Raw genomic sequence first — 13,256 nt, 5'->3', positions numbered from 1 at the left:
CCCGCCCATCGGCCGAGAGCAGTCAAGAAGCGCCATGTCCACCATGTCCAAACGGCTCAAGCTGCATGGCTTCAACAACCTGACGAAGTCGCTCAGCTTCAATATCTACGACATCTGCTACACGGACTCCGATGAGCAGCGTGCCGCTTACATCGCCTACATCGACGAGGCGTACAACGCCGAGCGCCTGACCGGCATCCTCACCGACGTCGCGAACATCATCGGCGCCAACGTGCTGAACATTGCACGGCAGGACTACGAGCCACAGGGCGCGTCCGTGACCATGCTGATCGCCGAGGAGCATGCGCCGAACGAGTCGCTGATCAAGTCGGCGACGCCCGGCCCGCTGCCGGACGCGGTCGTGGCGCACCTGGACAAGAGCCACATCACCGTCCACACCTACCCCGAGAGTCACCCGCGCAACGGCATCAGCACCTTCCGCGCGGACATCGACGTGTCCACCTGCGGGGTGATCTCACCGCTGAAGGCGCTCAATTACCTCATCCATGCGCTGGAGTCCGACATCGTCATCATGGACTACCGGGTGCGCGGCTTCACCCGCGACGTGAAAGGACGCAAGCTCTTCATCGACCACAACATCAGCTCCATCCAGAACTACCTGTCGCGGGACACCAAGAACCGGTATCAGATGATCGACGTAAACGTCTACCAGGAGAACCTGTTCCACACCAAGATGGTCGTGGACCAGTTCCACCTGGACGACTACCTGTTCTGCATCGACGTCGACACGCTCTCGGAGAAGGAATACGACCGCATCCAGCGGCTGGTGCGCCGAGAGATGATGGAGATCTTCTACGGGCGCAATCTGAATCGGGACATCGAGGGGTGGAGCGAGCCGAGGAGCTAGGAGATAGGGGCTAGGAAACGATTCAAGAACAACTGAAACGTAGCGGCAGCAGGGTAGATGAAGCGAAGAGACCGTGAGCGTATTGCTCGCAACGCAGAAAACGAGCGCATCGTAGGTCGGGTTAGCGCAGCGTAACCCGACGATGGGCGTCGGTAAGCAGTTGATTGTCGGTTTACGCTATCGCTAACCCGACCTACACCGAATACTTCCACGGTCTCGAAGCGCATCCACCGCAACCAAGACGGCGGATGCGCCTTGCTTATCCGCCCTAGTGTGCTCACGTAGTTTCTGAACCATTACCAGGGATACCAGGAGGCTAGAGACCACCAGTGCCGGGGGCAGCCTGGTACGGGCGCTCCAAGATATAGCGAACACAAGGGCGGAACAGCGCACACGCGGTGAAAGTATCTTGCTCACCGCGTTCGAAAGCGTTCTCTTGTGGGTCAGGCCCACGCAGGAGGCCCGGCCCACAGGCGGTTAGATCGCGCGCGGTGTCGGGCTTCGTTCCTCAGCCCGATCTAAGTGGGCTTGCTGCACAAACTTTAAGCCCTGCCGCGCCCAACGCTTTCAGACCCAGTACGCCCCGCGCGTCATTACCTTCGACACCGCCTTCATCGCGAGCTTGACGGGCGCCGGCAGTTCCGCGCCGCCGGCGGCGTGGGCAACGTCGGCGTGGTGGATCTCGTCCGCCTTCATCTGCTCCAGGATGGCGTGAGTGCGCTGGTCGTCGCCCGGAACCTGCGCCATGTGATCGTCCAGGTGATTCTCCACCTGCCGCTCGGTCTCCACGACAAAGCCGAGGCTCCACTTGTCGCCGGCGAGCCCGGCGATGGCGCCCATCGCGAAGGAGCTCGAGTACCAGAGCGGATTCAGCAGGCTCTTGCGGGCGCCAAGCTCTTCCAGCCGCTGCTCGCACCAGGCCAGATGATCGTTTTCCTCCTGGGCGGAGCGTTCCAGGCTCTCGCGCACCTCGCTGAGGCGCGCCGTCATTGCCTGCCCCTGGTACAAGCCCTGGGCGCAAACCTCGCCCGTATGGTTCACTCGCATCAGCCCCCCGACGTGGCGGCGCTCATCCTCGCCTAAGTCCACGTCCGCGTAGTGCTCGGCGGGGTTGGCACGCTCGGTCACGCGCGGACGGCCGAATACGGTGCGCAGCGCCTGGTCGAAGCCCATCAGTGCGCGGTCGGCGGGGGAGTAATCTCTACTGGTCATCGCTGCTGCTCTGGTCGAATTCGGTCGGGTTTGGAAGTGTTGGCGCCAGGCCGGCAAGCCAAGGGCCAAGGGCCAAGGGCCAAGGGCCGAGGGCCGAGGGCCGAGGGCCAAAGAGAATAGCACCCCGCCACCGCATCGAACCCCCTGGTGCGCTTGCGCCAAATTCCTGCGACCGCTGGCTGTGGACGCTTCGGGATGGAAGATGTCGATAGCGATGTCGATGGACTGGAGGTCGTAGATCCGAGGCAACGCATTTCTAGCTCCTAGTCCCCAGCCCCTGAGATCGCGCGGGCCAGCAGCACCACCGGATGCACGACTTCCACGCCCAGGCCGGCGGCCTCGGCGGCGGCGCCCAGATGGGCGGCGCAGCCGGTGTTGGTCGTCACCAGCCAGCGCGGCCGCAGCCCCGCGAGCGCGACCACCTTGTCCGCCGCAAGCGCAAGTGCGGTCTGCGGCTGGTCGAGCAGGTAGGTGCCGGCGGCACCACAGCAAGTCTCGTTGCCGGGCAGCGGCACCACCTCGAGACCGGGGATGCGCGCCAGCAGTTCGTAGACGGCAACCGTATCCCGCAGCTGGTTGCGATGCGAGCAGGGCTCGTGCACGGCGACCACGCCTTGCAGCGGCCGCAGCGCCAGCGTCGCCGGCCAGGGTATTTCCAACAGGGCGCGGCAAAGCTCGGTGGCATTCAGCGCCGGGCGTAGCTCAGCAACACAGGCGCTGGCAATGCCGACGACGGCTGTATCGCCGAACACCGCGCGGTTCTGCGCGAGCAGCGCGTCAGCGGCGTCCGGGAAGCCGTTGTGCCGATGCATGGCGCCGCAGCAGACCTGTTCCTCGGGCGTCATGGTGGACACGCCGAGCCGCGCCAGCACCAGCCGCGCCGCTGCCATCACATCGGGCTCCAGTGCCTGGGCGACACAGCCGCGAAACAGCGCCACGGACCGCGCTGCGGCAACGCCCGCCGCCGCGGACCGCTCTGTCGGCGGGCGGGGCACGCGCAGGCGCAGCGCGAGCCCGTGCAGCACCGCGAGCCGCGGCCGGCGCAGCAGCCCGGTGATGCGCGCCAGCACGGCGCCACCCAGCCGTCGATAGCCCATCCCCAGCAGCGCCAGCAACGGCAGCCACCGCGGTGCGCTCAGCAGGTCCAGGCGCAGCTTCCGCCACCGGCGCAGCGGCGCCGGCAGCCGCGCCACGCGCGCCGCCCGCGCTGCGTCCATCAGGGTGCCGAACTGCACCAGCGACGGGCAGGCCACCTCGCAGGCGCGGCATTCCAGACAGCCGTCCAGGTGCGCGGCCAACCGCGGATTGTCGGGGAGCTGGCCGGTCACCAGGCCCTGAATCAGCGCGATGCGCCCGCGTGGCGAGTCCGCCTCGTCGCGGCGCAGCCGGAAGGTAGGGCAATGGGGCAGACACAGACCGCACTTAACGCACTGGTCCGCGAGGCGGAGAAGCTCTTGATCGTCCAAAGGTCTGCTGCGCGGGTCGCTACGGCTCGATGGCGGATCGGCGAGGAGTTGGAATGGAACGGACGGCGGCCGGCGCAAGCACGGCGCGCCGCCAACTGTGGCATCGGCACGGACCGATATGGCCGGCGCGTCGATCTCGACTTGGTTCGATGCCCGCCGGACGCCACCTTTCGGCCCTGGCGGTTTCCAGCACCGACGGAGCGCGACAGCATGTCCACACCGGCACCCTATTACAAGTACCACGTCTTCTTCTGCACCAACGTGCGCGCTGATGGCAGCCAGTGCTGCGGCCAGTGCGGCGCCCAGGCGTCGCGCGACTACCTGAAGCGGCGCACCAAGGAGCTCGGCCTGAGCGGACCGGGTGGAGTGCGCATCAACACCGCCGGCTGCCTGGACCGCTGTAGCGAGGGCCCCGTCGCCGTCGTCTACCCGGAGGGCACCTGGTATACGTACGTGGACAACGAGGACGTCGAGGAGATCCTGCAGAGCCATCTCATCGGTGGCGAGCCGGTGGCCCGGCTGCAACTGCCCGGCTGACGCGGTGCGGGGCCAGCGCGCAAGCTGATGCCGATCGCGGCGGGGACGGCGCTCGCACATGCGAGTGCCTCTTGCGCACACCGGCAAGGCGCGGGTATGATGCACGGCTTTCTCGGGGATTCCTTCGAGCGTCGCTCGTCGCCGGCCCCTTTCCAATTTCCCTTCGGCTTCTTCCTGGAGCGACGGACATGAGCACAGAAAGCGCAAAGCCGGCGACGGTACGGCGCGCGTGGTACCTGATCGACGCCGAGGGCAAGACGCTCGGCCGCCTCGCCAGCGAGGTCGCGCGCCGGTTGCGCGGCAAGCACAAGCCACAGTACACGCCCCACGTTGACACCGGCGACTACATGGTCGTCATCAACGCGGAAAAGGTGCGCGTCACCGGCAACAAGCTGGCCGACAAGATGTACTACCGCCACACCGGCTACGTCGGCAATCTCAAGTCGCGTACCCTGCAGCAGATGCTGGACGAGCATCCCGAGCGGGTCATCGAGGCCGCCGTTAAGGGCATGTTGCCACACAACCCCCTCGGCCGGGCGATGTTCAAAAAGCTCAAGGTGTACGCGGGCCCCGAGCATCGCCACCAGGCGCAGCAGCCTCAACCTCTCGAGGTCTGAGCCCGCCCCTCGCTTGAGGTATCACTTGAGGCAACAGCCGTATAAGCTGCTCGAGGCCTAATGCCCGAGCGGACCCGACAGAGACGAACACCGGGCACGACAGGCCCCGAATCGCAACGGACACCGAACCCATGCCGGACTTCCACTACGCCACCGGACGCCGCAAAAGCTCCGCCGCACGCGTGTTTCTCAGCGTCGGCAGCGGCCGTATCACCGTCAACAACCGCGACCTCGACCAGTTCTTCGGCCGCGAGACCGCGCGCATGGTGGTGCGGCAAGCGCTGGACGCCGCCGAGCTCGGCGACCGCATCGATGTGCGCGCCACCGTCAAAGGCGGCGGCACCACCGGCCAGGCCGGAGCCATCCGCCACGGCATCGCCCGGGCGCTGGTGGAATACGATGAGAGCCTGCGCGCAACGCTGCGCCGCGCCGGCTTCCTCACCCGCGATGCACGCGAGGTCGAGCGCAAGAAGGTCGGCCTGCACAAGGCGCGCAAGCGGCCGCAATACTCCAAGCGCTAACAAATGAGGGGCTAAGGGCTAGGAAGAGCTCTCAGGTGGGGTGGACGCGATGGAGATGCTCCCAAACCTGAAAGCTTGGAAGCGGGCGTGCCGGTTGTCAGTGGACATGATCGCAGGCATGATCAAACGCTTCGATGGCTCCGGGCGTCCGGAACCGGAGGCGCCTAGCACCTAGTCCCCAGCGACTAGCACCTGATTTTGGGGGATCGTCTAGCGGCAGGACAACGGACTCTGACTCCGTTAACCTAGGTTCGAATCCTAGTCCCCCAGCCATCTCAAGCCCGCGAATTCGCGGGCTTTTTTGTGCCTACGAAGAAGCGCGTGGAGGCAGCCGAGATCGCAGACGACGCGGGTCGGTCGAAGATGACGGTCGCAGGCGCCTGATTCGCCCAAGAGTTGAACTGTCGCAACACCATATGACGACCGCCGGCTCGTGCTCCTTCGGTTACGCGCTTACACGCATCGCCGCTTCTCGCTGATCGACTACCGGAGGGTCAGAATATCGGACGCTTTTTCGGCATGCAGCACCCCGCCGGCAGGTTACGGCTCGCCGCCGCACTTGTGACGCAGCGGCCGAAGCGCCCTTTCCCCCGATGCTCCAATATCCTCGCGTCACGACGCAACGTTACGCCGCCGGCGATTAGTGTGCAGGGGTGCGGCATTGCGGTGCGTTGCCGAGCGCAGGATTGCGCCGGGCGCAGACTAGTGCACTCATGCGGAAGTGTCGATGCCACTCCCAAGGCCGCCCGTGGCGCTGATCCGTCGCCCTGGAGGGCGACACGGATAAGCGCTGCGAGCGGTCTCGACATTCCGCGCCAGTGCACTCGCTGTCGCGCACGGCCGTCTGATCGTCGGGAGATCCGTTGATCACCTTTCTGACCGCCTCGATACCGACGATGCGCACGGCGCGCAGCAACTCGAAAGAACGCCCGATAGCATGCCACCCTCGCGCACCGCGCTTGCCTCGGCCGGTCCGCCCAGCCCTCGGCCCTCGGCCCTTCCCCGCAAGTGTCACTAAATTGCAACAGCCGCCTTTCCGTGTCTCTTTTTTTCACCCAACCCGTTGCCAACTGTTGCATACTGGTCTAGTATTCTGCTCGCAAGCGATGATTGCGTTGCCTTGCGCGGTCTTTCGTGATTTTCACAACAGCGGAGAGCAGCATGAACAAGAAGCTCCTCAGTTTGGCAGTTGCCGCGGCCGTCGCCGCGCCGACCGCCGCCATGGCAGAGGCCGTTCTGTACGGCAAGCTGAATCAGTCCATCGACTACGCGGACATCAAGAACATCTCGGGCGTAGAGTACTCCACAGTCGACAGCTTCAACGTCACTGGCACGAGCAGTCAGACGACAACGCAAATCTACAGCACCGCGGCAGCAGCCCAAGCCAATGGCGGGCCAGGAAGCACCGGGTACGTTGCGACGGCCGCCAATGTCCCGACATGGTCCAACTACACCGGCGGCACCGTCTACGTGCCGGTAGAGCAACCCGATGGCACGCTTCAGGTTCAAGCAGTCGCTAATGGCCAGTTCCTGGACGGCGTTACCAATACCAACGCCGTTTCGGTGCCCACGGGACAGCCGATCACCTTGATCCGCGTCAACTCCGCCGGCGTTCCTATCGTCGACCGGAACTTGGGCAAGGACTTCAAGGGCTGGGGCGTTTCCGCCAATTCGTACCGCAAGTACACCCTGGTGAACCCGGGCACCGGCCTGGGCAACTACTATGGCGGCACCCACATCAACGATCGTGCCAACCGCATCGGCGTCAAGGGCTCCGAGGATCTGGGCAATGGCCTCAAGGCCATCTACCAGGTGGAGTTCGGCATCAGCCTGTCGTCCGCCGACGACAACATCGTCAGTGGCGACAACGGCATCAGCATGCGCAACAGCTTCGTTGGCCTCGCCAGCGACTACGGCACGGTGCTGGTCGGCCGACACGACACCCCGCTGAAGATCTCCACCGGCAAGCTGGACCTGTTCTCTGACACCATGGCGGACTACAACGGCACCGTCGGCTTCGACGACGTGCGCGCCGACAACGTGGTCGCCTACATCTCGCCGACGTACTCCGGCCTGTCCTTCATGGGTGCCGTCGTCGCCGGTGGTGGTGCCACGGCCGGCTATGGCCTGAACTACGACAACGACTCGCTGGCCAGCGCCTACTCCCTGGCCCTCATCTACAACAACGGCCCGTTCTACGGATCGGCCGCCTATGAAGTGATCAGCAACGAGAACTTCATGGACAGCGCGGTGTCCGACGCCGGCAACGCCCAGTGCCTCAACGCCGACGGCACTTCGACCCTGGGTTGCGCCTACGTTGATGAGGACTACAACAAGTGGCGTCTCGGCCTCGGCCTGCTGGACTGGAACGGCTTCACGCTGACGGCTGTCTACGAGCAGCAGAACGACCTGCCCGGCGGGCAGACGCGCACCGCGACGGGCTTCATCGACCCGGACGGCAACGTGACTTTCGCCGGTGTGTCGGGCATCAAGAAGCAGCAGCTCTGGCAGGTGCAGGCCGGCTACAGCTTCGGCAACAACATGATCAAGGCCATGTACGGCTCCGTGAACCGCGACGCTGGCAAGGCCCTCGCCAACCTGCGTAGCGAGACCGTTGCCATCAACAACATCGGCGGCCTGGCCAGCGGCCTGCGCAAGGACCTCGAAGGCGACCGCAGCACCTGGGCGGTGGGGTTCGACCACAACTTCAGCAAGCGCACCAGCGTGTACGCCCTGTACACCGCGGTCGACGACGACTTCAACGGCAACCCGCTCTATCCGGGGGTCGATTGGAGCGGCTTCTCGCTGGGCGTGATCCACGCGTTCTAATCATCGCCTGCCGCATTCGACCCGATGGAGCGGGTCGGTCAACGGGGCCTTCGGGCCCCGTTTTTTGTTGGGCGCAGGCTGACGCGTCAGCCTCGCGAACAGTCGGATTACAGTGCTCTAACCCGGCCTACAGCTACGCACGGCCGCAGCCAGCGGTAGGTCGGGTTAGCGATAGCGTAACCCGACCATCAACGGCTGACCGACGCCCAGCGTCGGGTTACGCTGCGCTAACCCGACCTACGCCGAATACTTTCACAGTCTCGAAGCGCATCCACCGCAGCCAAGATGGCGGATGCGCTTCGCTTATCCGCCCGGTGCTCACTGGGCGACGCCTCGCTGCGAGGATCTTGCGTCATCTTGCGCAAGCCGATCGCGGCAGAGACGCCGTTCCCACGGGGAGAGTAGCGACGCTGTGGGAGCGCCGTCCTCGGCGCGATCGGGCGGTTGCTGGGGCGATCGCGGCGGGGACGCCGCTCCCACGGGTCTGTGCATCTTCACGACTACCGACGGGCGTCCATTGCCACCTTCCTCCACCAAAATAGGGCTTCAGGAACGCTCCAAGGTCCGGGGTCCGCCCTCGGCGCCCAGAATCAGCACATCCGCCCCACGCAGCGCGAACAGGCCGCAGGTGACCACGCCGGCGAGGTTGTTGATCTGCTGCTCGAGCTTCATGGGCTCCATGATCTGCAGCCCCTGCACGTCCAGGATCACGTTGCCGTTGTCGGTGACAAAGCCTTCGCGCCACACGGGCGTGCCGCCGAGCTTGACCAACTGCCGGGCCACCAGGCTGCGCGCCATGGGGATCACCTCCACGGGCAGCGGGAAGGCGCCCAGCACATCCACCAGCTTGGACTCGTCGGCGATACAGACGAAGCGCTCGCTGGCGGCGGCAACGATCTTCTCGCGCGTCAGCGCGCCACCACCGCCCTTGATCAGCGAGAGGCTCCGGTTGGACTCGTCGGCGCCGTCCACGTACAGCGCGAGATCACCCACCGCGTTGAGATCGAGCACCGGAATACCGTGCTGCTTGAGGCGCACCGTGGACGCCTCGGAGCTGGACACCGCACCCTCGATGCGGGCCTTGACGGTGGCGAGGCAGTCGATGAAGTGGTTCACCGTGGAGCCGGTGCCGACGCCGATGACGCCGCCCTCGACGTATTGCAGTGCCGCCTCGGCGGCCTGCTTCTTCAGCGCATCCTGGTCCATGACAGGGTCCTCTGTTGGGTTGTTGCAACAATCCTCATGATAACAGAGGCAAGGCTCGCCCTCGGGGCGTATCCTGTTGTGTTTGGGTGAAGTTACACGCCAGAACACAGTCGGAGCCATGCCGCAAACCTACATCGAGCGCATCCTGCGGGCGCGCGTCTACGACGTCGCCACCGAGTCGCCGCTGACGCATGCCAAACTGCTGTCGAAGCGACTCGGCAACGAAGTGTGGCTAAAGCGCGAAGACCTGCAGCCGGTGTTCTCGTTCAAGCTGCGCGGCGCCTACAACAAGCTCAGGCACCTGAGCCCGGAGGTCCGCGCCCGCGGCGTCATCGCCGCCTCCGCCGGCAACCATGCCCAAGGCGTCTCCATGGGTGCGGCCAGGCTCGGCTGTGATGCCACCATCGTCATGCCCCGCACGACGCCCGCCATCAAGGTGGATGCGGTGCGCGGCTGGGGCGCAAAAGCGGTGCTGCACGGCGATTCCTTCGACGAGGCAGCCGCGCACGCCGAGGCCCTGGTGGAGGAGCGTGGACTGACCTTCATCCACCCCTTCGACGACCCGGACGTCATCGCCGGCCAAGGCACCATCGCCATGGAGATCCTGCGCCAGCACCCGGAGCCGCCGGCGGCCATCTTCGTGCCGGTCGGCGGCGGCGGGCTCATCGCCGGCGTTGCGGCCTATGTGAAGTACGTGCATCCGCAGGTGCGCGTCATCGGCGTCGAGCCCGAGGACGCGCCGACGCTGCACGCCGCGCTGGCGGCGGACCGACGGGTGACCCTCGGCGAGGTGGGCCTGTTCGCCGACGGCGTTGCAGTGAAACAGATCGGCAAAGAGACCTTCCGCATCGCGCGGGAGATGGTGGACGAGGTGGTGCTGGTGAGCACCGACGAGATCTGCGCCGCCATCAAGGACATCTTCGATGACACCCGCGGCATCGCGGAGCCCGCCGGCGCGCTCGCCGTCGCCGGACTCAAGCGCTGGGTGGCGCGCGAGGCCGCCGAGGGCCTGAGCCTGGTGGCCATCGAGAGCGGCGCCAACATTAATTTCGACCGGCTGCGCCACGTGGCCGAGCGCGCCGAGCTGGGCGAGGGCCGCGAGGCCTTGTTCGCGGTAGGCATTCCCGAGCGCCCGGGCAGCTTCCTGGCTTTCTGCCGGGCGCTGGGCAAGCGGCAGATCACCGAATTCAACTACCGCTACGCGGACCGCCAGCAGGCCTATGTGTTCGTCGGCGTCGAGCTGCCGGGCGGTGCGGCCGCCCGCGCCGAGCTCGCGCAGCGGCTCGAGGCCAAGGGCTTCTCGGTGCTGGACATGAGCGACAACGAGGCCGCCAAGCTCCACATCCGCTTCATGGTCGGCGGCCACGCGGGCGGCGTGGAGGAAGAGCGGCTGATCCGCTTCGAGTTTCCGGAGCGCCCGGGGGCGCTGCTGAACTTCCTCTCCGGCCTCGGCCGGCGCTGGAACATCAGCCTGTTCCACTACCGCAACCACGGCGCCGCTTACGGCCGCGTGCTGATGGGCATCCAGGTGCCGGCCGGGCAGCAGGCGGAGTTCTATCGGCTGCTGACGGGACTCGGTTACGGGTTCGCCGACGAGTCGGACAATCCGGCCTATCAGCTCTTCGCCAGCGCCGGCGCTGGCAACGCGCCACCGTAGGCTGTGGGAGCGGCGTTCCCGCCGCGATCACTCACGCGAGCGCCCATCGCGCCGGGGACGGCGCTCCCACGGTGCGGCCTTCTCCCCCGTGGGAGCGGCGTCTTCGCCGCGAGCGCTTGCGCGTACCGCCATCGCGCCGGAGATGGCGCTCCCACGGCGTTCCCACGGCCTCAGCCTTCGCGCAGATACACGGCCGCCTCGGTCACCACCGCATCCACGGGCACGTCCCAGGGCTGCGCCGCCAGCCGCTCCACGCGCTGGCACTCGTGCGCGACGCCCAGCAGCAGCGGGCGGCGCCAATGCCGCCGCCGGCGCAAGCCCGCGAGGCTGCGATCATAGTAGCCGGCGCCCATGCCCAGGCGGTTGCACTCGGCATCGAAGCCCACCAGCGGCATCAGCACCAAGTCCAGGCCATGCAGCGGCTGGATGGCGCGCCGGCGTTGCCGGGGCTCCGGGATGCCGAAACGGTTCGCCCGCAGCGGCCATCCCGGCTCGTGGCGCACGAACCAGAGCCGCCCCCGCGCGTGGCCCCGCAGCACCGGCAGATACCAGCACCGCCCGCGGGCGGGCAATCGGCGGAGCAGATCGAGCACGTCCGGCTCGCCATCGGCGGCCACGTAGAGGGCGATGCGCCGAGCCCGGCGCACCGCGCGCAGCCGCAGCAGACGGCGCACAATGGCGGCGGCGTTGGCGCGCTGGCGGCGCTCATCCAGGGCGCGCCGGGCAGCGCGCAGACGGCGGCGCAGCGCGCGCGGACTTTCGGCGCTCACGGACAAAGGGGGGCGGACAAAAAAAGGAGGGACATCCCCCGCCTGTAGCGATGCAGCCGTCGTTCTTGAACCAGGCGGTTCAAGGGGGAACGCGGGTCGGGGCCTCAGGCTTTCCGCTCAGGGCGGACATGCACACCGGCTCCCGGGATGCGTCCCCGGGGTATGCATTAGGCTCAAGAATATACCCAGGCCGCTGTCGGATACCGCAGGGGATGTCTCGGCAAGAGGCTATACGGATTCGCGCGGGCCGTCCACCCCGGCCGTCGCTTCATCGTCGCCCACAACCGCGTCGACGCGCTGCTGCAACCGCACCAGCCGCCCGCGATCGAGCTCGGCGCGGCTGCCGCGCTGCAGCATGTCGTAGATGACGTTCAGCGCCGCCATCACGGCGATACGATCGGCGCCGATGACACGGCCGTTCTGGCGCACCTCGCGCATGCGTCTGTCCAGCATGCGGGCGCACGACACCAAGGCCTGCTCCTCGCCGGGCGCACAGGCGATGCGGTAATCCTTGTCCAGAATCTGGACAGTGACCGGAATGGACTCGTCGCTCACAGTTGTTCCTCCATCGCCTTCAGCCGCGCCACCATTGCCTCGACCTTGCTGCGGGCCAGCTCGGTCTTTTCGATCAGGTCCGCACGCTCGGCCACGAGATGCTCCTGGCTCGCGCGCAGGGACGCGTTCTCGTCCCGCAGCCGCTCGAGCTGGCGGAGCAAGCGGTCCACTTGTCGTTCCAACCGATCGAGATCGAATTCACCCATAGCGGCTTCCAGCGTGCGCGGCCGTGCCAGTTCTGCGCCCGCACTATAAGAGGGGGTCGGCAGCGGGTCAATTGACAGCGTTGATTGCCCGATACGCCGCCCGAGCCCCGCGGATTCGCCGTCGGTCCCCTCGACGCCCCATAATATGGTCTGAGCGGGCTGTCCGCACACAATGCTCGGCCTTCAAGCCAGGGAACGCCCTAACCTACTGTCGGTACAAGCCTGGATACTGCCATTCGATGACCACGCCCCGAAGTCCCAACACGCCCGCGCCCGACCACGACGAGCTGGAGCGGCTGCTGGCCCCCTGTGCACTGTCCTGCTCCGCCGCGGAGGCCCATGGCATTTACTGCGGCCTGCTGGCCAGCGGCACCGATGCCCCACGCGCACGCTGGCTCGGGGAGCTGACGCCCGGCGATGCCGCGGCGCACACCGACGCGGAGACCGCGGCGCTCGACGACGCGCTGAATGCGCTGGCCAAGGCCACCGATGCGGCGCTAGCCGATGCAGAGCAGGCATTTCACCCGCTGCTGCCGAACGAGGACCGCCCGCTGCGCGAGCGCGCCGCCGCGGTGCACGGCTGGACCCGCGGGCTGCTCTACGGCCTCGGCATCGCCAACCTGGACGCCGCCAGGCTCGCGCCGGAGACGCGCGAGGTGCTGGACGACCTGATGGAAATCACCCGCATGGACCTGGACGACCTCGACGACAGCGCCGAGAACGAGGCGGCGCTCGCCGAGGTGCTGGAATTCCTGCGCGTCGCGGCGTTGCTGCTACGCGAACAAGACACGCCCGCCAAGCGCCCCTGAGAC

Annotated in this window: 13 protein-coding genes, 1 tRNA gene and 1 other RNA gene; 8 read left to right on the top strand and 7 right to left on the bottom strand. The window is 66.6% G+C overall.

All coding sequences use genetic code 11. The features are described from left to right. Nucleotides 1-34 precede the first annotated feature (34 nt). The gene (gene speD, locus LJE69_RS13680) at nucleotides 35-868 is read left to right on the top strand and encodes an adenosylmethionine decarboxylase (protein WP_296925946.1); all 834 of its coding nucleotides are present in this window, start codon (nucleotides 35-37) and stop codon (nucleotides 866-868) included. A gap of 567 nt (nucleotides 869-1,435) precedes the next feature. Here speD and coq7 read toward each other — a convergent pair. After that, nucleotides 1,436-2,080: a 2-polyprenyl-3-methyl-6-methoxy-1,4-benzoquinone monooxygenase gene (gene coq7, locus LJE69_RS13675; RefSeq protein ID WP_296925944.1), complete on the bottom strand. Its 645-nt coding sequence runs from the start codon at nucleotides 2,078-2,080 to the stop codon at nucleotides 1,436-1,438. 263 nt (nucleotides 2,081-2,343) lie between these two features. Further along, entirely contained in the window at nucleotides 2,344-3,546 is a 1,203-nt protein-coding gene (locus tag LJE69_RS13670) for a (Fe-S)-binding protein (RefSeq protein WP_296925942.1), read from the bottom strand. A gap of 210 nt (nucleotides 3,547-3,756) precedes the next feature. Between LJE69_RS13670 and LJE69_RS13665 the strand changes: the two genes are divergently transcribed. The 5 genes from LJE69_RS13665 (at nucleotide 3,757) to LJE69_RS13645 (ending at nucleotide 8,050) form a co-directional block, all read left to right on the top strand. After that, on the top strand, nucleotides 3,757-4,083 hold the full coding sequence (locus LJE69_RS13665; RefSeq protein ID WP_296925940.1) for a (2Fe-2S) ferredoxin domain-containing protein: 327 nt from the start codon (nucleotides 3,757-3,759) through the stop codon (nucleotides 4,081-4,083). 188 nt (nucleotides 4,084-4,271) lie between these two features. Continuing rightward, nucleotides 4,272-4,700 carry a 50S ribosomal protein L13 gene (gene rplM / locus LJE69_RS13660; protein WP_296925938.1) on the top strand — a complete coding sequence of 143 codons (429 nt, stop codon included), beginning with the start codon at nucleotides 4,272-4,274 and terminating at the stop codon, nucleotides 4,698-4,700. A 131-nt stretch (nucleotides 4,701-4,831) separates the two neighbouring features. Then, the gene (gene rpsI / locus LJE69_RS13655; RefSeq protein ID WP_296925936.1) at nucleotides 4,832-5,221 is read left to right on the top strand and encodes a 30S ribosomal protein S9; all 390 of its coding nucleotides are present in this window, start codon (nucleotides 4,832-4,834) and stop codon (nucleotides 5,219-5,221) included. Nucleotides 5,222-5,420: 199 nt separating this feature from the next. Next, nucleotides 5,421-5,494, top strand: a tRNA-Gln gene (locus LJE69_RS13650). An 888-nt stretch (nucleotides 5,495-6,382) separates the two neighbouring features. Then, nucleotides 6,383-8,050 carry a porin gene (locus tag LJE69_RS13645; RefSeq protein WP_296925933.1) on the top strand — a complete coding sequence of 556 codons (1,668 nt, stop codon included), beginning with the start codon at nucleotides 6,383-6,385 and terminating at the stop codon, nucleotides 8,048-8,050. Nucleotides 8,051-8,596: 546 nt separating this feature from the next. On the opposite strand, the gene rpiA is transcribed toward LJE69_RS13645, so the two are convergent. Beyond that, entirely contained in the window at nucleotides 8,597-9,256 is a 660-nt protein-coding gene (gene rpiA / locus LJE69_RS13640) for a ribose-5-phosphate isomerase RpiA (RefSeq protein WP_296925931.1), read from the bottom strand. A 118-nt stretch (nucleotides 9,257-9,374) separates the two neighbouring features. On the opposite strand from rpiA, the gene ilvA reads away from it, so the two are divergent. Continuing rightward, entirely contained in the window at nucleotides 9,375-10,913 is a 1,539-nt protein-coding gene (gene ilvA / locus LJE69_RS13635; RefSeq protein WP_296925929.1) for a threonine ammonia-lyase, biosynthetic, read from the top strand. 170 nt (nucleotides 10,914-11,083) lie between these two features. Here the strand turns inward: ilvA and LJE69_RS13630 are convergent, their stop codons facing one another. From LJE69_RS13630 to LJE69_RS13615, 4 genes are all read right to left on the bottom strand, one after another. After that, on the bottom strand, nucleotides 11,084-11,683 hold the full coding sequence (locus tag LJE69_RS13630) for a 5-formyltetrahydrofolate cyclo-ligase (protein WP_296925927.1): 600 nt from the start codon (nucleotides 11,681-11,683) through the stop codon (nucleotides 11,084-11,086). A 31-nt stretch (nucleotides 11,684-11,714) separates the two neighbouring features. Further along, nucleotides 11,715-11,898: non-coding RNA, 6S RNA (gene ssrS / locus LJE69_RS13625), on the bottom strand. Between the two features lie 13 nt (nucleotides 11,899-11,911). Continuing rightward, nucleotides 11,912-12,238, bottom strand: a complete 327-nt coding sequence (locus LJE69_RS13620; RefSeq protein ID WP_296925925.1) for a cell division protein ZapA — start codon at nucleotides 12,236-12,238, stop codon at nucleotides 11,912-11,914. Then, the gene (locus tag LJE69_RS13615; protein WP_296925923.1) at nucleotides 12,235-12,444 is read right to left on the bottom strand and encodes a TIGR02449 family protein; all 210 of its coding nucleotides are present in this window, start codon (nucleotides 12,442-12,444) and stop codon (nucleotides 12,235-12,237) included. The genes LJE69_RS13620 and LJE69_RS13615 overlap by 4 nt, the downstream gene beginning before the upstream one ends. A gap of 239 nt (nucleotides 12,445-12,683) precedes the next feature. Here LJE69_RS13615 and LJE69_RS13610 point away from each other — a divergent pair, with 239 nt between their 5' ends. Next, nucleotides 12,684-13,253: a YecA family protein gene (locus tag LJE69_RS13610; RefSeq protein WP_296925921.1), complete on the top strand. Its 570-nt coding sequence runs from the start codon at nucleotides 12,684-12,686 to the stop codon at nucleotides 13,251-13,253. The last annotated feature ends 3 nt before the right edge of the window (nucleotides 13,254-13,256 follow it).

This window comes from Thiohalocapsa sp. (assembly GCF_022340605.1).
Lineage (GTDB): Bacteria > Pseudomonadota > Gammaproteobacteria > Chromatiales > Chromatiaceae > Thiohalocapsa.
Note: the sequence above shows the minus strand (reverse complement) of the source record. Positions and strands in the feature narration are given on the sequence as shown.

Excerpts from the sequence above, each read along its gene's own strand:
- rpiA (WP_296925931.1), bottom strand. The coding sequence starts at position 9,256 with ATGGACCAGGATGCGCTGAAGAAGCAGGCCGCCGAGGCGGCACTGCAA.
- rpsI (WP_296925936.1), top strand. The coding sequence starts at position 4,832 with ATGCCGGACTTCCACTACGCCACCGGACGCCGCAAAAGCTCCGCCGCA.
- LJE69_RS13665 (WP_296925940.1), top strand. The coding sequence starts at position 3,757 with ATGTCCACACCGGCACCCTATTACAAGTACCACGTCTTCTTCTGCACC.
- ilvA (WP_296925929.1), top strand. The coding sequence starts at position 9,375 with ATGCCGCAAACCTACATCGAGCGCATCCTGCGGGCGCGCGTCTACGAC.
- rplM (WP_296925938.1), top strand. The coding sequence starts at position 4,272 with ATGAGCACAGAAAGCGCAAAGCCGGCGACGGTACGGCGCGCGTGGTAC.
- LJE69_RS13610 (WP_296925921.1), top strand. The coding sequence starts at position 12,684 with ATGACCACGCCCCGAAGTCCCAACACGCCCGCGCCCGACCACGACGAG.
- LJE69_RS13615 (WP_296925923.1), bottom strand. The coding sequence starts at position 12,444 with ATGGGTGAATTCGATCTCGATCGGTTGGAACGACAAGTGGACCGCTTG.
- speD (WP_296925946.1), top strand. The coding sequence starts at position 35 with ATGTCCACCATGTCCAAACGGCTCAAGCTGCATGGCTTCAACAACCTG.
- coq7 (WP_296925944.1), bottom strand. The coding sequence starts at position 2,080 with ATGACCAGTAGAGATTACTCCCCCGCCGACCGCGCACTGATGGGCTTC.
- LJE69_RS13645 (WP_296925933.1), top strand. The coding sequence starts at position 6,383 with ATGAACAAGAAGCTCCTCAGTTTGGCAGTTGCCGCGGCCGTCGCCGCG.